This window comes from Saccharothrix tamanrassetensis (assembly GCF_014203665.1).
GTDB lineage: Bacteria > Actinomycetota > Actinomycetes > Mycobacteriales > Pseudonocardiaceae > Actinosynnema > Actinosynnema tamanrassetense.
The window spans coordinates 453,528-473,380 of record NZ_JACHJN010000002.1; the positions used below are offsets into that span (position 1 = coordinate 453,528).

A 19,853-nucleotide genomic window follows, 5' to 3' on the forward strand; every position below is an offset into this window, starting at 1 on the left:
ATTCCACTTCGCTGTAGGCCCGATCACGACCAGCCGGCCGCGAGGCCGGCTCGGACCCTGGCTGGGGAACCGCAGCGAGAAAGGTTGACCAGGTCACCATGACGATGACCGACCCGATCGCAGACATGCTGACGCGTCTGCGCAACGCGAACTCGGCTTACCACGACAAGGTCGTGATGCCGCACTCGAAGCTGAAGGCCAACATCGCCGAGATCCTCAAGCGCGAGGGCTACATCGCGAGCTACCGCGACGAGCAGGGCGAAGTTGCGAAGAACCTGGTGGTCGAGCTGAAGTACGGCCCGAACCGGGAGCGCAGCATCGCCGGCCTCCGGCGCGTGTCCAAGCCCGGTCTGCGGGTTTACGCGAAGTCGACCAACCTGCCGAAGGTCCTCGGTGGCCTGGGCGTCGCGATCATCTCGACCTCTGGTGGTCTGCTGACCGACCGCCAGGCCAACAAGCAGGGCGTGGGCGGAGAAGTCCTCGCCTACGTCTGGTGAGGAAGGGGGACTAGGCATGTCGCGCATCGGAAAGCTGCCGATCACCGTCCCCTCCGGGGTCGACGTGAACATCGCGGGCCAGGACGTCAGCGTGAAGGGGCCCAAGGGCACCCTGTCGCTGACCGTCGCCGAGCCCATCATCATCGAGAAGGTCGAGGACGGCACCCTTGAGGTGAAGCGTCCCAACGACGAGCGCCGGAGCCGTTCGCTCCACGGCCTGTCCCGCACCCTCGTGCAGAACATGGTCATCGGCGTGACCCAGGGCTACGAGAAGAAGATGGAGATCCACGGGGTCGGCTACCGTGTCGCGCTGAAGGGCTCCGACCTGGAGTTCGCGCTCGGCTACAGCCACCCGGTGAAGGTCGAGGCCCCCGAGGGCATCACCTTCGCGGTGGAGACCCCGACCCGGTTCTCCGTGTCGGGCATCGACAAGCAGCTCGTGGGCGAGGTCGCCGCCAACATCCGCAAGCTGCGCAAGCCCGACCCGTACAAGGGCAAGGGCGTGCGTTACGCGGGCGAGAAGATCCGCCGCAAGGTCGGAAAGACGGGTAAGTGACATGAGCGAGACTGCAACCAAGCGGAAGCCGGTCGGCAAGGACATCTCGACCACTCGCCGCATCGCCAAGACCCGCCGTCACTTCCGCCTGCGCAAGAAGGTCAGCGGCACCGCCGAGCGTCCCCGCCTGGTCGTGCACCGGTCGTCGAAGCACATCACCGTGCAGATCATCGACGATCTGGCGGGCCACACCCTGGCGGCTGCCTCCTCGGTGGAGGCGGACGTCCGCGCGGTCGACGGCGACAAGAAGGCCCGTGCCGCGAAGGTCGGTCAGCTGGCCGCGGCCCGTGCCAAGGACGCCGGGATCACCAAGGTCGTGTTCGACCGCGGGGGCAACGCCTACCACGGTCGGATCGCCGCTCTGGCCGACGCCGCCCGCGAGGCGGGGCTGGAGTTCTGACCGTGACCACTATTTTTGGGCAAAACATCCGAATTGAGAGGGACGCCTGATGCCAGGACGCACGCGTCGCGAAGGCGGCGGAGGCGAGCGCGGAGAGCGTCGCGACCGCCGTGACGGCGGCCGCGGCGGCGCGGCCCAGGAGAAGACCCCGCACCTGGAGCGCGTGGTTGCGATCAACCGCGTCTCCAAGGTCGTGAAGGGTGGTCGTCGCTTCAGCTTCACCGCCCTGGTCGTGGTCGGCGACGGCGACGGCATGGTCGGTGTCGGCTACGGCAAGGCCAAGGAAGTGCCGGCCGCGATCGCCAAGGGTGTGGAGGAGGCGAAGAAGAACTTCTTCCGCGTCCCCCGCATCGCGGGCACGATCCCCCACCCGATCCAGGGCGAGAAGGCGGCGGGCGTCGTCCTGCTCCGCCCGGCCTCGGCCGGTACCGGCGTCATCGCCGGTGGCGCGGTCCGCGCGGTGCTGGAGTGCGCCGGTGTCCACGACGTGCTGAGCAAGTCGCTGGGCTCCGACAACGCGATCAACATCGTGCACGCCACCGTGGCGGCCCTGAAGGGCCTCCAGCGTCCCGAGGAAGTCGCGGCGCGCCGCGGCCTGCCCCTCGAGGACGTCGCTCCCGCCGGCATGCTCCGCGCCCGCGCAGGGGCGGTGTGACCCCATGGCACAGCTCAAGGTCACCCAGGTGAAGAGCAGCATCGGTACCAAGCACAACCACCGTGAGTCCCTGCGGACCCTGGGGTTGCGCAAGATCCGCCAGTCGGTGGTCCGCGAGGACACGCCGCAGGTGCGCGGCCTGATCCACGCCGTGCGCCACCTGGTGGTCGTCGAGGAGGTCCAGTCGTGACCATCAAGATCCATGACCTGCGCCCGGCCCCCGGCGCCAAGACCGCGAAGACCCGTGTCGGTCGCGGTGAAGGCTCCAAGGGCAAGACCGCGGGCCGCGGCACGAAGGGCACCGGAGCGCGGAAGAACGTCTCGCCGCGCTTCGAGGGTGGCCAGATGCCGCTGCACATGCGCCTGCCCAAGCTCAAGGGCTTCCGCAACCCGTTCCGCACCGAGTACCAGGTCGTGAACGTCGGCGACCTGGCCCGCGTGTTCCCGGACGGCGGCAGGATCGACGTGGACGCACTGATCCACGCCGGCCTGGTGCGGAAGAACGAACTGGTGAAGGTCCTCGGCAACGGCGACCTGAACGGCGTCAAGCTCGACGTCGTGGCCCACAAGTTCTCGGGCAGCGCGGTCGACAAGATCGCAGCCGCCGGTGGCACCACCACCGTGCTCTGACAAGAACCAGCAACACCCCGAAAGGCCCCCGGAGCCTCCAGCTCCGGGGGCCTTTCACCTATCCGGACCTCTCCACCACCCAGCCACACCCCCGCCCACGGCCTACGCGCCCCGCACACCCCCTGCTCAAGGCCTGCGCGCCACGCCCGCACACCTCCGCCCACGCCCCGCACACCCCCGCCCACGGCCTGCGCCCCCCCCGCACACCCCTGCCCCCGGCCTGCGCGGCACGCGCACATCCCTGCCGCTGCGTGTCATCCCCGTATGGCCTGCGCGTCAGCGAACCGCATGTGTCAAGGGCAGATCGGACACGCGACCACCGAGCACACCCTCACGATCTGCCCTTGACGCATGTGGTTGTCTCCGACCAGGTCATACGGGGAGGACACGCAGACCCCCACCTCACCGCACCCCAAAGCTCGAAGAGCTTTGCAAGGGATCCTTGGCGGTCTGCCCGTCCGGCGAGGACGCTTTTACGCCCGTAGACCCATCACCGACGCGACCCGCCAGGACTCACTGGCTCCCCCGTCCCACCCCCAAATCACCCAATCGAGACCCCGTTCGCGCAGGGCGTAACGCCATGACAGCCAGCCTGGTCCCCGGTCCTCTCCGCCTCCCAGACCCCCAGACCGTCCTCAAATGGCTCGACGGGACCACCTCAGCTACCTCACCCCTTGGATCTTCTTCACACCTACACACCAAGAAGACGCACCAAGGCAGGGCCACCCGCTGCGCAAGCAGTTCCCGACCGCCACCACCAACCCCGAGCCCCCGCTGACCTCCACCGCCTTCGTCCCCCAGTTCGCGGCCCCCTCCAGAGGCGGCATCCCCACCCGGCCCACCCTCCTCGACACGGTCCACCTGGCAGCGGAAGCCCTGGCAGGCACGGGATGCGCGACGACCGGCGCGGTCATCCGCAAGGCCAATCTCACGGCACGAGCCAAGCGCCGACTGGACCCGGGAACCGGCACCGTCCTGCCGGGCCTGGCCGGTCTGCCCGCCACCGGCGCGACCGCCACCGCCGGCCGAACTTGATCCATTCGGCGGCTTGCGGGCGGTCGTAGTCGATCAGGTACGAAGTGTGAAGGACGACTGGCTACGGCGATCGGCCGCGCGGCTGTTAAAGTCGCGGGCTGAACCCGGATGTCCTCCGGGTCGGTCGCGGCTACCCGTCGCTTCCGCCCACCGCCGGCGTGGCCGGCGGCCAGACCGCAAGACTGTGCCGGCAACACAGCCGGTACCGCAGGATGCCGACCCCGGCGGGGCGGCAACGCTGATGGAGGTTCGCGTGCTCGGCGCATTCCGCTCGGCTCTCGCGACGCCGGACCTACGGAAGAAGATCCTCTTCACGCTGGGGATCGTCGTGGTGTACCGGCTGGGCGCGACCATGCCCGCGCCGGGCGTCTCCTTCAAGAACGTCAAACAGTGCGTCGAACAGGTCGACCAGCAGGGCATCTACTCCCTGATCAACCTGTTCAGCGGTGGCGCGCTGCTGAACTTGTCGATCTTCGCGCTGGGCATCATGCCCTACATCACCGCGAGCATCATCGTGCAGCTGCTCACCGTGGTCATCCCGCGGTTCGAGCAGCTCAAGAAGGAAGGTCAGGCGGGTCAGGGCAAGCTGACCCAGTACACCCGCTACCTGACCATCGCGCTCGCGGTCCTGCAGTCCACCGGCATCGTGGCGCTCGCCGTGCGCGGCCAGCTGTTCGCCAACTGCGACGTCCCGGTCATCCCGGAGCAGAGCGTCTGGAACCTCACCGTGCTGGTCGTCGTGATGACGGCGGGCACCAGCGTGATCATGTGGCTCGGCGAGATCATCACCGAGAAGGGGATCGGCAACGGCATGTCGCTGCTGATCTTCACCGGCATCGCGGCCCGCATCCCGGCCGAGGGCCAGCTCATCCTCAACCGGGGCGGCCTGACCTTCTTCCTGGTCTGCGTCGCGGCGCTGCTCATCATCGCCAGCGTCATCTACGTGGAGCAGGCCCAGCGCCGCATCCCCGTGCAGTACGCGAAGCGGATGATCGGCCGCCGGATGTACGGCGGCACCTCGACCTACCTGCCGCTCAAGGTGAACCAGGCCGGTGTCATCCCGGTCATCTTCGCCTCGTCGCTGCTCTACCTGCCCGACCTGATCTCGCGGCTGACCGCCGCCACCGACGGGTCGGCGCCCGGCTGGTTCGCGACCTTCGTCGCGACACACCTGGTCACCCAGTCCAGCCCGGTGCACATCGCGCTGTACTTCCTGCTGATCGTCTTCTTCACCTACTTCTACGTCGGCATCACGTTCAACCCGGACGAGCGTGCCGATGAGATGAAGAAGTTCGGTGGGTTCATCCCGGGTATCCGACCGGGCCGACCCACAGCCGAGTACCTCCGCTTCGTCCTGGGGCGGATCACGCTGCCTGGCTCGATCTACCTGGGCATCGTCGCCATCCTGCCGAACTTCTTCCTGGACATCACCGACCAGGGGCAGAACCAGAACTTCCCGTTCGGCGGTACCGCGGTGCTGATCATGGTGGGTGTCGGCCTCGACACTGTTAAGCAGATCGAGAGCCAGCTCATGCAGCGCAATTACGAAGGGTTCCTCCGCTAGTGCGACTCGTTCTCGTCGGCCCGCCCGGAGCGGGCAAGGGCACTCAGGCCGAACTGCTCAAGACCAAGCTCGGCGTGCCGCACATCTCCACCGGGGACCTCTTCCGCGCTCACATCAGCCAGCAGACCGATCTCGGCAAGGAGGTCCAGGAGTACCTGGACGCCGGCGAGCTCGTGCCGGACGAGGTGACCAACGAGATGGTCCGGGGCCGCCTCGCGCAGCCCGACGCCGCGAACGGCTTCATGCTCGACGGGTTCCCCCGCACCACGGCGCAGGCGGCCGTCCTCGGCGAGATCCTCGCCGTCGACGGCCACCGGCTCGACGCGGTGATCGAGTTCCGGATCCCGGAGGACGTCGTGGTGGCGCGCCTGCTGGCGCGCGGCCGGGCGGACGACAAGGAAGAGGTCATCCGCCACCGCCAGCAGGTGTACCGCTCGGAGACCGCCCCGCTGCTCGACTACTACGCGGAGATCGTCAAGACCATCGACGCGGTCGGTGACGTGGACGAGATCAGCGAACGGGCGCTGCGCGCACTGCGCGGCGAGAAGTGACCGGTGGTCTCCTCGATGCTCTGCGCCACGTCGTACCGGGCGGTCGCGACCGCATGATCGAGATCAAGAGCCGCGGCCAGCTGGAGGCCATGAGGGCCGCCGGCCTGGTCGTGGCGCGGACCCTGGCGCTGCTCTCCGAGCACACCAAGGTCGGCGTGAGCACGGCCGAGCTGGACGAGCTGGCGGAGCAGAGCATCCGGGACGCGGGCGCCATCCCCAGCTTCAAGGGCTACCACGGGTTCCCGGCGAGCATCTGCGCGTCGGTCAACGAGCAGGTGGTCCACGGCATCCCGAGCAAGACCCAGGTGCTCGACGAGGGCGACCTGATCTCGATCGACTGCGGTGCGATCCTGGACGGCTGGCACGGCGACTCGGCGGTCACCCTGCCGGTGGGCGTGGTGACCGAAGCCGAGGCGAAGCTGTCCGACGCCACCCGCGAGTCGATGCTGGCGGGCATCGGGGCGGCGCTGCCGGGTGGGCGGCTGAGCGACATCTCGTTCGCCATCGAGTCGGCCACCATCCTGGCCGGCGAACAGCACGGCGTCGAGTACGGCATCGTGGAGGGCTACGGCGGCCACGGCATCGGCACCAAGATGCACATGGACCCGTTCCTGCCGAACTACGGCAAGCCCGGCAAGGGCCCGCGCCTGAAGGTCGGCATGGCGATCGCGATCGAGCCCATGCTGACCCTGGGCAGCGAGCGCACCGTGGAGCTGGACGACGGCTGGACCGTGATCACCGCGGACGGGTCGCGCGCGGCGCACTGGGAGCACAGCGTGGCCATCACCGACGACGGCCCCTGGGTGCTCACCGCCCTCGAGGACTGACCCCCAGGTTCACCTTCCGGGGTGAACCTGGGTCGACCCTCCCCGCTCGACCCTTCGGGTCGACCTTCCCGGTCAACTCTCCGGGCTCACCCTTCCGGTTGCCCCTTCCGGTTGCCCCTTCGGGTGACCTCCCCGGTTGACGCTTCGAGTCGACCCCCGGGTCGACGCTCACCCAGGGGAGGCGGCCCGCAGCCCCAAGCGGGGGGTTAGCCCCCTTTTTGACACCCGCCCCTCCGCGCCACCATGGACGGGTGACGCAGCCTGTGCGGCCCGAGGACATGCGGGCTTCCGACACCGAACGCGAAGTGGTGCAGCAGTGGCTGCACCGAGCACATGCCGACGGGAGTCTCGACCTGGCCGAGTTCGACCAGCGGGTCGTGCGCACCTGGCAGGCGAAGACCCGGGGCGACCTCGCCGCCCTCACCGCGGACCTGCCGCAGACCGCCCTCACCCAGACCTCCGTCACCCGGGACGCCCTCGGCGGGCCCGCCGACCTCGTTCCACCCGCGCTGATCCGGCAACCGCCGCCCCGGCCCGTCGCCAGACGGGGTACCGGCGGCAGGACCGCGTTCAGGGTGCTCACCACGATCTGGCTGAGCGTCAGCGCGTTCAACTTCGCCCTCTGGCTGCTGGTCAGCCTCCTCGGCGGCGAAGGCCTGGTACACCCCTGGTTCCTCTGGGTGGCGCTGCCCGCCGGTTCCGTGCTGGGTGTGATCTGGCTGGTCTTCGTCCGGCAGCCCGAGTGACCGACTTCCAGCGCGACGACCGCGCCCGCGTCGCCGACGAGCTCGCCCGGGCCAAGGCCGAGGGCCGGCTCACCGACGCCGAGTACGAGGAGCGCCTCCGGTACGTCGCCGCCGCCACCAGCTACACCGAACTGGCCGCGCTGACCGCCGACCTGCCCGGCGACGCGCCGACCGCCCCGCCCCGGCGGTCCAGGAAGCGGCGGTCCAAGAAGCGGCGGTACGTCGTCTACGTGCTGGTGACCGGGGTGAACTTCCTGGTCTGGGGCATCCTCAGCCTGTCCCTGGGCTTCGTGCTGTACCCGTGGTGGGTCTGGGTCGCCCTGTTCTGGGGCCTGCTGGTGCTCATCGCACCGTGACCCGCCGGCGTCACCCGGCAGCATGACCCGAAGCGACCCGGCGGCACGACCTGAAGCGACCCGCCCGCGCGCCCCGGGAGGGCCGATTTGGGCATCTCCGCCCGCCCGCGTAGTATGGACGGGTGGCGCACACGTAGCGCCGGTTCCGCCATGCCTGTGACGCAATCACGGCTGGCAGGGTTCGCAAGGGCCTTGAAGGAGTCGGGGTCATGCGTGCCCGCATCCACCAGTCGAGTACCCACCGTCACGAAACGCGGAGGACATGGGCAAGAAGGACGGGGCCATTGAGGTCGAGGGCCGCGTAGTCGAGCCGCTCCCCAACGCGATGTTCCGAGTCGAGTTGGAGAACGGGCACAAGGTCCTGGCACACATCAGCGGCAAGATGCGTCAGCACTACATCCGCATCCTCCCAGAGGACCGGGTTGTCGTGGAGCTCTCGCCCTACGACCTGTCCCGCGGGCGCATCGTCTACCGCTACAAGTGACCTCCACGGTGTCCACGAAGCCTCGGGGACACCTGGCTACAAGCAGGAGAGCTCAGGCGTGAAGGTCCAGCCGAGCGTCAAGAAGATCTGCGACAAGTGCAAGGTGATCCGCCGCCACGGCCGGGTCATGGTGATCTGCGAGAACCTGCGCCACAAGCAGCGCCAGGGCTGACCAGAGCCTCCTAGCACGACGTCGTGGTCCTCGCCGGACGCGACACACAAGCAAGCCTCTTCGCACCTGCCCCACCGGAACAGCGGTGGGGCACACCCCCGGACTCCAGGCCGGGGCCGGGACACCGGCCGTGAGAGCGGCCGGTACTGACACAGCGAGTCAGTCCCGGAATCGGGCGAGGAGCAGACCTGGAGTGAAACCGACAGGAGCAAGCGCCGTATGGCACGACTCGCTGGCGTCGACCTCCCCCGCGAAAAGCGGATGGAGATCGCGCTCACCTACATCTTCGGCATTGGTCGCACCCGCTCCAAGGAGCTGCTGACCGCCACCGGGGTCTCCGCCGACCTCCGCGTCAAGGACCTCGGCGACGACGACCTCGCGAAGCTGCGGGACTACATCGAGAACCACTTCAAGGTCGAGGGTGACCTCCGCCGCGAGGTTCAGGCCGACATCCGCCGCAAGATGGAGATCGGCTGCTACGAGGGCCTGCGCCACCGTCGCAACCTGCCCGTCCGCGGGCAGCGCACCAAGACGAACGCGCGCACTCGTAAGGGTCCGAAGAAGACCGTTGCGGGCAAGAAGAAGGCCGGCAAGAAGTAAGAACCTCGCGTCATTCCACATAGGGATCAGTAGGAGATCACCCAGAGATGCCACCCAAGTCCCGCACGGGCGCCGGGGTCAAGAAAGTCCGGCGCAAGGAAAAGAAGAACGTCTCGCACGGCCAGGCGCACATCAAGAGCACGTTCAACAACACCATCGTGTCCATCACGGACCCGCTGGGCAACGTGATCAGCTGGGCCTCCGCCGGCCACGTCGGCTTCAAGGGCTCGCGCAAGTCGACGCCCTTCGCCGCGCAGATGGCAGCCGAGAACGCCGCCCGCAAGGCAGCCGAGCACGGCATGCGCAAGGTGGACGTGTTCGTGAAGGGCCCCGGCTCCGGCCGCGAGACCGCGATCCGTTCGCTCCAGGCCGCGGGCCTGGAAGTCGGCACCATCCAGGACGTGACCCCGCAGCCCCACAACGGCTGCCGCCCGCCCAAGCGGCGCCGGGTCTGAGGCACGGGGAGGAGTAAGCACACATGGCTCGCTACACGGGACCAGCCACCCGCATCTCGCGCCGGCTCAAGGTCGACCTCGTCGGCGGCGACCAGGCGTTCGAGCGGCGCCCTTACCCGCCCGGCCAGCACGGTCGCGGCCGGATCAAGGAGTCCGAGTACCTGCTTCAGCTCCAGGAGAAGCAGAAGGCCCGCTACACGTACGGCGTGCTGGAGAAGCAGTTCCGCCGCTACTACGAGGAAGCGGTCCGCCGCACCGGCAAGACCGGTGAGAACCTGCTCCAGATCCTGGAGTCCCGCCTGGACAACGTGGTGTACCGCGCGGGTCTCGCGCGCACCCGCCGCCAGGCGCGCCAGCTGGTCAGCCACGGTCACTTCATCGTGAACGGCCAGAAGGTGAACATCCCCAGCTACCGGGTGTCGAAGTTCGACATCATCGACGTGAAGCCGAAGTCGCTGCCCACGCTGCCCTTCGAGGCCGCGCGTGCGTCGTTCGGCGACCGTCCGATCCCGGCGTGGCTCCAGGTCGTGCAGTCCAACCTGCGCATCCTGGTGCACCAGCTGCCCGAGCGGGCGCAGATCGACACGCCCGTCACCGAGCAGCTCATCGTCGAGCTCTACTCGAAGTGATCCTCCTGGAGGGCGGTCCCCGGTCTTGCGGGGGCGGCCCTCCAGTCGGGTCCCGCGACGGCACGGAATGGTGTGCCGCACGCGTTTGCCGGTCCCCGCGACCGGTCTCCCGGCGTCATATGGCGGTCGCCGGGGATAGGAAAGGAAGAACCCAGTGCTGATTTCCCAGCGCCCCTCGCTCAGCGAGGAAGCGGTCAACGAGACCCGCTCCCGGTTCGTCATCGAGCCGCTGGAGCCGGGCTTCGGCTACACCCTCGGCAACTCCATCCGCCGCACCCTGCTGTCGTCCATCCCCGGCGCGGCCGTGACCAGCATCCGCATCGACGGTGTGCTGCACGAGTTCACGACCGTCCCCGGTGTGAAGGAAGACGTCACCGACATCATCCTCAACCTCAAGGAGCTGGTCGTCAGCTCCGAGGAGGACGAGCCGGTGACCATGTACCTGCGCAAGCAGGGGCCGGGCGCGGTGACCGCCGGCGACATCGTGCCCCCGGCCGGTGTCACGGTGCACAACCCCGACCTGCACATCGCCACCCTGAACGGCAAGGGCAAGCTGGAGATCGAGCTCGTGGTCGAGCGCGGTCGCGGCTACGTCCCCGCCGTGCAGAACAAGCAGGCCGGTGCCGAGATCGGCCGCATCCCCGTCGACTCGATCTACTCGCCCGTCATGAAGGTGACCTACAAGGTCGAGGCCACCCGTGTCGAGCAGCGGACCGACTTCGACAAGCTGATCCTCGACGTCGAGACCAAGCCCTCCATCACGCCGCGCGACGCCGTCGCCTCGGCGGGCAAGACGCTGGTGGAGCTGTTCGGCCTGGCGCGCGAGCTCAACGTCGACGCCGAGGGCATCGAGATCGGACCTTCGCCCGCCGAGGCGGACACCATCGCGGCGTTCGCGATGCCGATCGAGGACCTGGACCTCACCGTCCGGTCCTACAACTGCCTCAAGCGCGAGGGCATCCACACGGTGGGCGAGCTGGTCTCGCGCAGCGAGGCGGACCTGCTGGACATCCGGAACTTCGGTGCCAAGTCGATCGACGAGGTCAAGATGAAGCTCGTCGGTCTCGGCCTGGCGCTCAAGGACAGCCCCCCTGGGTTCGACCCGTCGGCCGCCGCGTCCGACTACCCCGCCGAGGGTTGGGGCGCGGACACGACCGTGGACAGCCACGACGACGGCCAGGACTACGCGGAGACCGAGCAGCTCTGAGGCCGCCAGCGGCCGGGCCGGAGCAGAGGATCAGAAAGTAATCCGAGGAGCAATTCGATGCCTACCCCCACCAAGGGGCCCCGTCTCGGGGGCTCGCCGGCCCACGAGCGCCTCATGCTGGCCAACCTGGCCACTTCGCTGTTCACCCATGGTCGGATCACGACCACGGAGGCGAAGGCCAAGCGGCTGCGCCCGTACGCCGAGAAGCTGATCAGCAAGGCCAAGGTCGGCGACCTGCACAACCGTCGCGAGATCCTCAAGGTCATCCGCGACAAGGACATCGTGCACAAGCTGTTCGCCGAGATCGGCCCGCAGTTCGCGGGTCGGCCGGGCGGCTACACCCGCATCACCAAGACGCTGCCGCGCAAGGGCGACAACGCCCCCATGGCCGTGATCGAGCTGGTGCAGGAGCAGACCGTCACCGCCGAGGCCGAGCGCGCCCGCAAGACCAAGTTCGCCAAGGACGAGGCCGCCAAGGCCGCCGCTCCGGCCGCGGACGAGGAGACCAAGGCCGCCGACCAGGACGCGGACGCGCCCGAGTCGGCCACCAAGGACGCCGCCGAGGAGCCCGCCGAGGGCGCCGAGGACGACGCGCCGAAGGCCGAGGGCAAGAAGGACGAGTCCTGACGGACCTGTTCGCCGACGAGCCCGTCGTCCCCACCGGGGGCGACGGGCTCGTTCGTGTGCGCTTGGACCTGGCCTACGACGGCACCGAGTTCTCCGGGTGGGCGCGGCAGCCGTCGCGGCGCACGGTGTGCGGGGTGCTGGAGGACACCATGTCGATGGTGCTGCGGGAGGACGTGGACCTCACCGTGGCGGGTCGGACCGACGCCGGCGTGCACGCGTCCGGCCAGGTGGCGCACGTCGACCTGCCATCCACAGTGGACGTCGACGCGCTGCCCCGCCGGTTGGCCCGTGCGCTGCCCGCCGACGTGCGGGTGTTCTCGGCGCGGGTAATGCCGCCCGCTTTCGACGCGCGGTTCACCGCCTTGCGGCGGCACTACGAGTACCGGGTGACGGACGCGGCCTTCGGGGCGCATCCGTTGCGGCGCCTGGACACCTTGGCGTGGCCTCGTCCGCTGGACGTGGAGGCGCTGAACGAGGCTTCCGCGTTGTTGTTGGGGGAGCGGGACTTCTGCGCGTTCTGCCGGCGGCGTGAAGGGGCCACCACGATCCGCGAGTTGCAGCGGCTGGCGTGGCAGCGCTCCGGGGACGTGCTGACCGCCCACGTGTCGGCGGACGCGTTCTGCCACTCGATGGTGCGCAGCCTGGTGGGGGCGCTGCTGGCCGTCGGCGAGGGGCGCAAACCCGTTGCGTGGCCCGCTTCCCTGCTCTCGCTGTCCGCGAGGTCGAGCGAGGTGACGGTCGCGCCGCCGCACGGCCTGTCGCTCGTGCGGGTGGACTACCCCGACGACGCGGACCTGGCCGCGCGGGCGCTGGTCACGCGGAACGTGCGCGTCGCACCGACCAGCTGAGCCACACCACACCGCCCATCGGGATTTCCATGAGGTAGGTGAAGAACGCGAACAGCAGCACCCCGGCGACCGCCGGGGCGGCGGGCGTGCCCAACGCGACCAGCAGCGCGATCGTGCCGTTCTCGCTGACCCCGAACCCGCCCGGCGTGATCACCGCGAGGGTGAGCAGGCGGCTGACCGCGAACGCGGCGATCAGCGCGGGGATCGGCAGCTGGGTGCCGGTGACGGCCAGGCAGCACCACAGCAGCAGGGCCTGGAGCACCAGGTAGGCGGTCATGCCCGCGGTCATGCCGACCCAGCCGTTCCGGATCACCTGGGCGGTCTCCCCGTGCAGGCGGACCAGGAAGCGACCGGCCCGCCCCTTGAGCAGGCCGCCCAGCCAGCGCAGCCGGGTCAGCAGGACGGTGGCCACGACCAGGGCGCCGGCGGTGGCCAGGGTGCCGGCCAGCACGCCGCGGCCGAGGACCGCCGCGCCTTGGACGGCCAGCGCGACCAGCGGGAGGGTGACCCGGAACAGGGCGTTCCACAGGCCGCTGACGATGGTGGAGGTGGTGATCGCGCGGGCGGTGTGGCCCCAGCTCGCGGCCATCATCGCGGTGACCGCCACGCCCGCCGCGCCGCCGAACGGGAGCAGGTTGCTGACCGCGCTGCCGGCCGCGTTGAGGCTGAACGCCTGGGTGTTGCGCAGGCCGGGGAGCGAGCCGGTGAGCACGTAGGTGTAGGTCCAGAGGCCGGCCAGCCAGAGCGCGGTGAGGCCGAGCAGGGTGACCGGGCCGACGTCGGTGAGGCGTTCGCCGATGGCCGTCCAGCCGACGCCGCCGATGGTGGGGATCAGGGCGATGACCAGCCAGGCGGCCAGGGCCAGCGATGCGGCGGAGGCGATGGCGCGCAGCCAGGTCCGGCGGCGGGACTTCGACGGAGGGCCGACCCGCGCGGGACGTGCACCGGTACCCGGCTCGGCTGAGTCCGGTTCGGCTGTGCGGGCTTCGGTAGCGCCTGGTTCGGCTGTGCGGGCTTCGGTCGGGGCCGGTTCGGTAGCGCCCGGTCCGGCGGTGCGTGGTTCGGCGGTGCCCGGTTCGGCTGTGCGGGGTTCTGATTCGGGGCTCACCGGGCTCGCAAACGTTTGCGTTCGATGTACCACTCGGTGCCCATGACCAGGCGGAACAGTGGTTTCGGCAGGCTCAGCAGGGCGGTCAGGGTCCTGGTCTGGTCGCCGCCGGTGGTCTGCGTCGCGTGGGCGGCCAAGGCGGCTCTCTTCTGGTCGGTGTAGCGCCGTACGTTCACCGTGTGGGTGATGTCCGCGCGCGGGGTGTACGCCGACTTGAACGGGGTCAGGTCGAAGCGGCGAGCCAGCCTGGCCAGCCGCAGCCCGCGCAGCAGCAGGGTCCGGTCGACCGTCGCCTCCCACACCCTCAGTGTGCCCGCGAGTTCCGCCGCCAGCGCGCCCACGCGGTGCACCTGCACGTGGTCCGGGTGCCCGTAGCCGCCGGTCGGGTCGTAGGTGGTGAGCAGGTCCGCGCGCTCCTCGTGCAGCAGTTCCGCCAGCCGGCCCGCGGCCTCCGCCACGTCGGCTCGCGCGAACCCCCGCGTCCCCTCCAGCCCCGAGTCCCGGTAGCCGAGGAACTCGACGCGCGCGCAGCCCAGCGCCTTCGCCGACACGTGCGCCTCCCGCGTCCGCACCACGCCCAAGTCCTGCTGTGACGCCGAAAGCCCGAGCTCCCCCGCGGTCGCCACGACGAGCACGACCCGGTGCCCCTCCGCCGCGAGCCGCGCCATCGTCCCGCCGGTCAACAGGGCTTCGTCATCTGGGTGGGCGTGAAAGAACACGCACGTTCGGCTCACAGGTGTAAGAGTGTCAGTTGATCTGTTCGGCGGCCCGACGGGAGTACCCGTGTCGATCATCCATGTCACCGACTGCTTCCTCCCGCGCCTGGGCGGGATCGAGGTGCAGGTCGCCGGCCTGGCCGACGCACAAAGCCGGGCCGGTGCACGGGTGCACGTCGTCACCGCCACCCGTGACGCCGAACAGCCACCCGGTTACACCGTGCACCGGGTGGCCATGCGCCTTCCCGGCAACCTACCGGTGCACCCCCGCGCGGGCAGCCATTTGGACCGCCTGCTGGCCGACGTGCGGCCGGAGGTGGTCTACGTGCACGTGGGCGCCGTCTCACCGTTCGCGTGGTCCGGCATCAGCTCGGCGCTGAGGTCGGGCCTGCCGACGGTCGCCGTCGTGCACAGCATGTGGGATCCGTTGGTGCAGCGCATCTACCGCCGGCTGGACCGGTGGGAGGGCTGGTGCCGCGGGCCGTTGGTCTGGGGCGCGGTCAGCACGGCCGCCGCCGAGCGGATGCGGGCGGCGCTGCCGGGTGCCGAGGTGTCGGTGGTGCCCAACGGCATCACGCCGGTGCTGTGGCGGGGCGTCGCGGAGCAGCGGCCGGACGACGCGCTGCACGTCGTGTCCGTGGGGCGGCTGGCGTCGCGGAAGCAGCCGATGCACCTGCTGTCCGTGCTGCGCGAGGCGCGGGAGCAAATCGGCGACCTGCGGGCGACCGTGGTCGGGGCCGGGCCGCAGATGCCCGCGATGCGGCGGTACCTGCGGCGGCACGGGATGGACTGGGTGACGTTGCCGGGGCGGCTGGACCGCGAAGCGATCAGGCGGCTGCTGTCCGGCGCGGACGTGTTCGTCAACCCGACGGTCGCCGAGGCGTTCGGGCTGGCGGCGCTGGAGGCGCGCACGGCCGGGGTGCCGGTGATCGCGCGGCCGGGGACCGGGGTGGCGGACTTCGTGCGGGACGGCGTGGAGGGGCTGCTGTCCGACGATCTCGTCGGGGCTCTGGTGCGGTTGGCCGGCGACCACGAGGAACGTCGCCGCATCGCCGCGCACAACCGCGACACCGACCCGCCTTGCACGTGGCCGCGGGTGCTGGAGGCGCTGCGGGCGTGCCGGGACCGCGCGGTGCACGCCGAAGAGGCTGCCGGGCGGCGGTGTTAGGCGGTCGGGCGGCGTTGCCGGACCCACGGCTCACCCGACGAGGAGCGGTCCCTCACCCGGCGGAAGTGGGTGAGGGACCGCGTTGGGTGGCTCGTTCCGGACGGCTGCTCCGTTACAGGTCGAGCGTCCAGGTGTCGATGTAGCCGGTGTCCTGGCTGTACGCGTCGCGCACCCGGAGCTGCCAGTTGCCGTTCGCGTTCTCCGCCGACAGGTTCAGCGCGTAGGTGGCGTCGACGTTGTCCGCGCCGTCGGAGCCGCTGGTCACCTTGAGCTGCTTGACCGCACCGCTCGGCGTGACCAGGTCGATCGACAGGTCACCGCGGTAGGTGTGCTTGACGTGCACCTCCACCGTGGCGGCCGAGCCGGCCTTGCCCGCGCAGTCGGCGATGGTGATGGTGCTGGCGCCGGTGCCCTGGTCCGGGACGTTCACGTCGGTGGCGTTGGTCTTCGCCGGGCAGCCGGTGGGCGGCGGGGTGGTGCCGACCAGTCGCAGCAGCTTGTTGGGCGAGCCGGTGCCGGCACCGGTCACCACGCCGTTGGTGGCGCCGTCGACCAGGGCGTCCCGGACCTGCTGCGGGGTCGCCGAGGGGTTCGCGGCCAGGTAGACCGCCGCCGCGCCGACCACGTGCGGGGTGGCCATGGAGGTGCCGCTGATGGTGTTGGTGGCCGCGTCGTCGGTGTACCAGGCCGACGTGATGTTCGAGCCCGGCGCGAAGATGTCCAGGCAGGTGCCGATGTTCGAGAACGACGAGCGCGCGTCGGTGTTCGTGGTCGAGCCGACGGTGATGCCCTCGGTGGTGCGCGCGGGCGTGGTGTTGCACGCGTTCGCGCCGGTGTCGTTGCCCGCCGCCAGGCCGTAGGTCACGCCCGCCGCGATGGAGTTGCGGACCGCCTGGTCGACGGTCGCGTCCGCGCCGCCGCCCAGCGACATGTTGGCCACGGCCGGCTTGACCGCGTTCGCCGTCACCCAGTCGATGCCCGCGATGACGCCCGCGTAGGTGCCGGACCCGGCGCAGTTGAGCACCCGGACGCCGACCAGCTTGGCCTTCTTCGCCACGCCGTACTTGGTGCCGCCGACGGTGCCCGCGACGTGCGTGCCGTGGCCGTTGCAGTCGGTGGAGTCGTTGTCGTTGTCCACGGTGTCGCGGCCCGACGTGGCGCGGCCGCCGAAGTCGGTGTGCGAGAAGCGGATGCCCGTGTCGATGATGTAGGCGGTGACGCCCTCGCCCTCGTTCGGGTAGGTGTAGGAGTTGTCCAGCGGCAGGGCGGCCTGGTCGATCCGGTCCAGGCCCCAGGACGGGGTGGGCGCCTGGGTTCCGGAGAGCTTCACCTCGGCGTCCTGCTGCACGTACGACACCGACGGGTCGGCGGCGAGCTTGCGGGCCTGCGCCTCGGTCATGGTCGCGGAGAAACCACGCAGGGCGCTGGTGTAGGTGTGCTTCACGTTGGCCTGGTACTTGGCGCTCAACGCGGTGACGCTGTGGGTGCCCGCGTCCTTGAGCACCACGATGTAGCTGTCCTTCACCGAGTTCCCGGCGCCGAGGCCGCGGATGTCGCCTTCGGCGGTGGCGGTGGAGCCGGTGAGTGCGGCGGTCACCGCGAACGCCGTGCCGGCGGCCAGACCGGCACCGGCCAGTCGTCTGGCCCAGGACGAGCGAACGTCTCCCATGGCAGGGGTCTCCTCTTTCGCAGGGTGGCGCCTGGCCGGATTCGCCCGGCGAAACCGGTCGGACACGGTGAGTCAGTCCTAGTTCGCCCTGCGGGGCCGCGCAAGAAGAGACGCCGAACATCAGACCAATGGCCCGTCCACAGAACTTATTCGCGCTGTGAACGAATCACTGCGGACCGTGACGACAGCGCGGTGAAAGACGACGGTGCCCCGGACGCGCGTCCGGGGCACCGTCGGTGCGGGTCAGAGTGCCGGTCGGTGCCGGTCAGCGGGTCGGCGCGGTCAGTCGCCGCGCCGGACCGCGCCCAGGATCTGCTGTTCACCCGGCGTGGTCACCAGCCGCAGCGGACGCCACAGGTTCGCGCCGAGCGCGATCACCTGGTCGTCCTTCAACGTGGTGAGCTGGTGCGCCATCTGGGGCGGCAGCCGCCAGATCTGGCTCGCCAGCTGCGCCTGGCCGACCGGCAGCCGCTGCAGCAGCACGAGGTCCGCGGTGTTCGCGGTGCTCGCCGCCTGCGGGTGCAGGTACGGCAGCACGTACATCGTCGTCTGCCACGGGGAACGCGGCGGGAACAGCTCCTGCGGCACGTGGCCGCCGTCGTGCACGACCAGCAGCGGGCTGTCCTCGGACGGGCGGGGCAGCTCCACCGGGCTCAGCCGGCGCAGCTGCACCAGCGGCGACGGGCGACCGTCCGGGCCGTTGCCCGCCGCCCGCACCACCGGCTGCCACGCCTGCGGCCGGCCGGTCGCGATGATGATCCACGCCCCGGTCGCCATGGCCCGCAGCGCGATCTGCCGCGCCAGGTACAGCCCGCCGACCACGACCATGCGGGTCGGCGCGGACCGCAGCACGGAGATCGTCAGCGGCTCGCCCTTCATGCCCGAGCCGAGCACCATGCCGCCCCGGTCGCCCGACGGCGACACCACGTCCAGCAGCTGCGGCGCGACCAGGAACTCCGGTGCGACGCCCCGTCCCTGGCCCCGGGTGTCCAGCAGCCTGGAATTGCTCACGCGACACCTCCGAGCGGCAGGGTGGCGGCCAGGCCCGCGACCTGGAGGCCGTTCAACGGGGTCAGCGTGATGTCGAGCTTGTCCGCCAACGCCTTGAGCCGGTCGTCCGCGCGGTCCAGCTCGGACGGCGTCCGGGCGGACACCCGCACCATGCCGCGCAGCCCGACCTGGCCCTGCTCGCTGCTCGGCGAGATCGTCATGGACAGCGTCGAGGACAGCGCCCGCACCCCGGTCAGCGCGTTGAGGTTGTTCCGCATCCCCTTGGCGGGCCAGCCGGTGATCGCGTACGACGCGTGCCCGACACCGCCCGCCGTGACCCCGGACCACTTCTCCCGCAGCGACACCGGGTTGTTCGAGCCCGCCACCGAGGTCAGCTCGGCGGCCGAGATGCCGGCCCGGATCAGCTCGTCCGAGTCCAGCGGCCGGATCGCCACGCCCGCCGACTCCAGCGCGTTGCGGACCCGGGACAGCGCGCCGATCAGCGCCCGGTGTGCGCCGACGACGCCGCCGCCGCGCTCCCGGATCGCCGCCGCGCACCGCCTCGGGTCCAGCCGGACCGCGATCCACGTGGTGCGCCGGGACGCCGCCGGCAGCGGGCCCAGCACCTCCATGTACGAGTTGAGCGCCGGGGAGTTCGGCGGCAGCGCCGCGCTGCCGGGGTAGCAGTGCCAGATCACCGAGATCGCGTCCAGCACGACACCCCGGTCCTCCAGCGTGGGCGCGAGCGCGCCCAGCGGCAGCGCCGGCGCACTGCCCACTGCGGTGATCAGGCCGGGCGCCGGGTCGACCAGCAGCACGGCCGTCCACGCGCCCTGGTGCCAGGCCATGCCCAGCGGACGGCGCTCGTGGTCGACGCCCTTGGCCACCACCAGGTCCGGCACGGCCAGCCGCAGCAGCGCCACCCTGGGGTCGTCCGGTCCGATGACCGACGACTCCTCCTCCGACGGCGGCTTCATCTCCACCGGGCCGGCGCGCTTGGCGGTGCGGGTGTGGCCGCGGAAGTTGTAGCGGACGACCAGGCCGATCCACTGGGTCAGCCAGCGGCCGCGCGAGCGGGTGAACGCGAGGATCAGCGAGATCAGCACGATGCCGCCCGCCGTGTACATCAGGCCGGGCGCGATCCCGTCGCCGGTGGTGCCGATCGCGAGCAGGATCAGGCCCACCGCGACGCCGACCTCCAGGACCACCAGGTTGGCGACCGGCAGCGCGCCGAGGCTGGCCCCGGTGGCGCGGCGGCGTGCCCGCAGCAGGGCGGCGCGCACGGCGCCCCCGGCGGCCTGGGCGCGCGCCATGGCGGGGTTGGGCGGGCCCGGATGTGGGGTGGTCACGGACATCCGATCTG

Annotated in this window: 26 protein-coding genes; 21 read left to right on the top strand and 5 right to left on the bottom strand. The window is 70.4% G+C overall.

The window, feature by feature from the left end; translation table 11 throughout:
- Positions 1-98: 98 nt before the first annotated feature.
- The 20 genes from rpsH (at position 99) to truA (ending at position 12,839) form a co-directional block, all read left to right on the top strand.
- Positions 99-497, top strand: a complete 399-nt coding sequence (gene rpsH, locus FHS29_RS07095; protein ID WP_184689388.1) for a 30S ribosomal protein S8 — start codon at positions 99-101, stop codon at positions 495-497.
- Between the two features lie 16 nt (positions 498-513).
- Positions 514-1,053 carry a 50S ribosomal protein L6 gene (gene rplF, locus FHS29_RS07100; protein ID WP_184689390.1) on the top strand — a complete coding sequence of 180 codons (540 nt, stop codon included), beginning with the start codon at positions 514-516 and terminating at the stop codon, positions 1,051-1,053.
- A 1-nt stretch (position 1,054) separates the two neighbouring features.
- Complete coding sequence (gene rplR / locus FHS29_RS07105; RefSeq protein WP_221455483.1) at positions 1,055-1,453, top strand: 50S ribosomal protein L18; 399 nt, start codon at positions 1,055-1,057, stop codon at positions 1,451-1,453.
- A gap of 49 nt (positions 1,454-1,502) precedes the next feature.
- Positions 1,503-2,108, top strand: coding sequence for a 30S ribosomal protein S5 (rpsE, locus tag FHS29_RS07110; protein ID WP_037329520.1), 606 nt, complete (start codon positions 1,503-1,505; stop codon positions 2,106-2,108).
- Positions 2,109-2,112: 4 nt separating this feature from the next.
- A complete protein-coding gene (rpmD, locus tag FHS29_RS07115) occupies positions 2,113-2,298 on the top strand; it encodes a 50S ribosomal protein L30 (protein WP_033428588.1) in 186 nt (61 codons plus the stop codon).
- Positions 2,295-2,738 (top strand): 50S ribosomal protein L15, encoded by a 444-nt coding sequence (gene rplO / locus FHS29_RS07120; protein ID WP_312864795.1) that lies wholly within the window; start codon positions 2,295-2,297, stop codon positions 2,736-2,738. Before rpmD ends, rplO begins: the two co-directional genes overlap by 4 nt.
- 639 nt (positions 2,739-3,377) lie before the next feature.
- Positions 3,378-3,773, top strand: a complete 396-nt coding sequence (locus FHS29_RS07125; RefSeq protein WP_184689392.1) for a hypothetical protein — start codon at positions 3,378-3,380, stop codon at positions 3,771-3,773.
- Between the two features lie 253 nt (positions 3,774-4,026).
- Complete coding sequence (gene secY, locus FHS29_RS07130) at positions 4,027-5,337, top strand: preprotein translocase subunit SecY (RefSeq protein ID WP_184689393.1); 1,311 nt, start codon at positions 4,027-4,029, stop codon at positions 5,335-5,337.
- Complete coding sequence (locus FHS29_RS07135; RefSeq protein WP_184689395.1) at positions 5,337-5,888, top strand: adenylate kinase; 552 nt, start codon at positions 5,337-5,339, stop codon at positions 5,886-5,888. The genes secY and FHS29_RS07135 overlap by 1 nt, the downstream gene beginning before the upstream one ends.
- A gap of 53 nt (positions 5,889-5,941) precedes the next feature.
- On the top strand, positions 5,942-6,715 hold the full coding sequence (gene map / locus FHS29_RS07140) for a type I methionyl aminopeptidase (protein ID WP_184689396.1): 774 nt from the start codon (positions 5,942-5,944) through the stop codon (positions 6,713-6,715).
- 251 nt (positions 6,716-6,966) lie between these two features.
- Entirely contained in the window at positions 6,967-7,461 is a 495-nt protein-coding gene (locus FHS29_RS07145; protein ID WP_184689398.1) for a DUF1707 SHOCT-like domain-containing protein, read from the top strand.
- Positions 7,458-7,817: a DUF1707 domain-containing protein gene (locus FHS29_RS07150; RefSeq protein WP_184689400.1), complete on the top strand. Its 360-nt coding sequence runs from the start codon at positions 7,458-7,460 to the stop codon at positions 7,815-7,817. The genes FHS29_RS07145 and FHS29_RS07150 overlap by 4 nt, the downstream gene beginning before the upstream one ends.
- A gap of 262 nt (positions 7,818-8,079) precedes the next feature.
- The gene (infA, locus tag FHS29_RS07155) at positions 8,080-8,301 is read left to right on the top strand and encodes a translation initiation factor IF-1 (RefSeq protein ID WP_005166804.1); all 222 of its coding nucleotides are present in this window, start codon (positions 8,080-8,082) and stop codon (positions 8,299-8,301) included.
- Positions 8,302-8,359: 58 nt separating this feature from the next.
- Entirely contained in the window at positions 8,360-8,473 is a 114-nt protein-coding gene (gene rpmJ, locus FHS29_RS36635; RefSeq protein ID WP_010148647.1) for a 50S ribosomal protein L36, read from the top strand.
- Positions 8,474-8,692: 219 nt separating this feature from the next.
- Positions 8,693-9,073 carry a 30S ribosomal protein S13 gene (gene rpsM, locus FHS29_RS07165; protein WP_184689401.1) on the top strand — a complete coding sequence of 127 codons (381 nt, stop codon included), beginning with the start codon at positions 8,693-8,695 and terminating at the stop codon, positions 9,071-9,073.
- A 47-nt stretch (positions 9,074-9,120) separates the two neighbouring features.
- Positions 9,121-9,528: a 30S ribosomal protein S11 gene (gene rpsK / locus FHS29_RS07170; RefSeq protein WP_015105236.1), complete on the top strand. Its 408-nt coding sequence runs from the start codon at positions 9,121-9,123 to the stop codon at positions 9,526-9,528.
- A gap of 23 nt (positions 9,529-9,551) precedes the next feature.
- The gene (rpsD, locus tag FHS29_RS07175; protein WP_184689403.1) at positions 9,552-10,157 is read left to right on the top strand and encodes a 30S ribosomal protein S4; all 606 of its coding nucleotides are present in this window, start codon (positions 9,552-9,554) and stop codon (positions 10,155-10,157) included.
- 154 nt (positions 10,158-10,311) lie between these two features.
- The gene (locus FHS29_RS07180) at positions 10,312-11,364 is read left to right on the top strand and encodes a DNA-directed RNA polymerase subunit alpha (protein WP_015105234.1); all 1,053 of its coding nucleotides are present in this window, start codon (positions 10,312-10,314) and stop codon (positions 11,362-11,364) included.
- Between the two features lie 57 nt (positions 11,365-11,421).
- The gene (gene rplQ, locus FHS29_RS07185) at positions 11,422-11,991 is read left to right on the top strand and encodes a 50S ribosomal protein L17 (protein ID WP_184689405.1); all 570 of its coding nucleotides are present in this window, start codon (positions 11,422-11,424) and stop codon (positions 11,989-11,991) included.
- Between the two features lie 56 nt (positions 11,992-12,047).
- Positions 12,048-12,839, top strand: coding sequence for a tRNA pseudouridine(38-40) synthase TruA (truA, locus tag FHS29_RS07190; RefSeq protein ID WP_184689407.1), 792 nt, complete (start codon positions 12,048-12,050; stop codon positions 12,837-12,839).
- Here truA and FHS29_RS07195 read toward each other — a convergent pair.
- Positions 12,805-13,947: a lysylphosphatidylglycerol synthase transmembrane domain-containing protein gene (locus FHS29_RS07195; RefSeq protein WP_184689409.1), complete on the bottom strand. Its 1,143-nt coding sequence runs from the start codon at positions 13,945-13,947 to the stop codon at positions 12,805-12,807. The genes truA and FHS29_RS07195 overlap by 35 nt on opposite strands.
- On the bottom strand, positions 13,944-14,666 hold the full coding sequence (locus tag FHS29_RS07200; protein WP_312864796.1) for a PIG-L deacetylase family protein: 723 nt from the start codon (positions 14,664-14,666) through the stop codon (positions 13,944-13,946). The genes FHS29_RS07195 and FHS29_RS07200 overlap by 4 nt, the downstream gene beginning before the upstream one ends.
- A 64-nt stretch (positions 14,667-14,730) precedes the next feature.
- Here FHS29_RS07200 and FHS29_RS07205 point away from each other — a divergent pair, with 64 nt between their 5' ends.
- Positions 14,731-15,831, top strand: a complete 1,101-nt coding sequence (locus FHS29_RS07205; protein ID WP_184689412.1) for a glycosyltransferase family 4 protein — start codon at positions 14,731-14,733, stop codon at positions 15,829-15,831.
- A 112-nt stretch (positions 15,832-15,943) separates the two neighbouring features.
- On the opposite strand, the gene FHS29_RS07210 is transcribed toward FHS29_RS07205, so the two are convergent.
- From FHS29_RS07210 to eccE, 3 genes are all read right to left on the bottom strand, one after another.
- Positions 15,944-17,500, bottom strand: a complete 1,557-nt coding sequence (locus tag FHS29_RS07210; RefSeq protein WP_184689414.1) for a S8 family peptidase — start codon at positions 17,498-17,500, stop codon at positions 15,944-15,946.
- Between the two features lie 282 nt (positions 17,501-17,782).
- Positions 17,783-18,511, bottom strand: coding sequence for a hypothetical protein (locus tag FHS29_RS07215; RefSeq protein WP_184689415.1), 729 nt, complete (start codon positions 18,509-18,511; stop codon positions 17,783-17,785).
- Positions 18,508-19,845 carry a type VII secretion protein EccE gene (eccE, locus tag FHS29_RS07220; protein WP_246440004.1) on the bottom strand — a complete coding sequence of 446 codons (1,338 nt, stop codon included), beginning with the start codon at positions 19,843-19,845 and terminating at the stop codon, positions 18,508-18,510. The genes FHS29_RS07215 and eccE overlap by 4 nt, the downstream gene beginning before the upstream one ends.
- Between the last annotated feature and the right edge of the window lie 8 nt (positions 19,846-19,853).